This is a genomic window from Paraburkholderia sp. BR13439 (genome assembly GCF_040948805.1).
Classification (GTDB): domain Bacteria; phylum Pseudomonadota; class Gammaproteobacteria; order Burkholderiales; family Burkholderiaceae; genus Paraburkholderia; species Paraburkholderia youngii.
In genome coordinates, this window is the sequence record NZ_JBFPKN010000194.1 from 1 (window position 1) to 272 (window position 272).

Annotated in this window: 1 pseudogene; it reads left to right on the forward strand. The window is 65.4% G+C overall.

Features of this window, described 5'->3' with window-relative positions:
• Positions 1 to 103: 103 nt before the first annotated feature.
• A pseudogene (locus AB3X96_RS42835) lies at positions 104 to 272 on the forward strand (IS66 family transposase); the annotation flags it as partial.

A 272-nucleotide genomic window follows, 5' to 3' on the forward strand; every position in this document is an offset into this window, starting at 1 on the left:
GCAGCGCATCGGCGCGGACGGCGTGATCCGTGTCGTTTGAGGACGTTCGGGACGTATACGGTCGCGCTTTCGCGCTCTCCGGGGTTCTGGCAGACTCGTCTGCATGGACCTGCCCGCCGACCTCAACACTCTTAGCCCCGAACAACTGCGTGCGCTCGCCACGCAACTGATTGCGCGCGTCGAAGACCGGGACAGGGAGATCGAGGAGAAGACCCGGGAGGTCGGTGAGAAGGAGCGGGAGCTGCGCTACCGGCAGACCCGCATCGACCAGT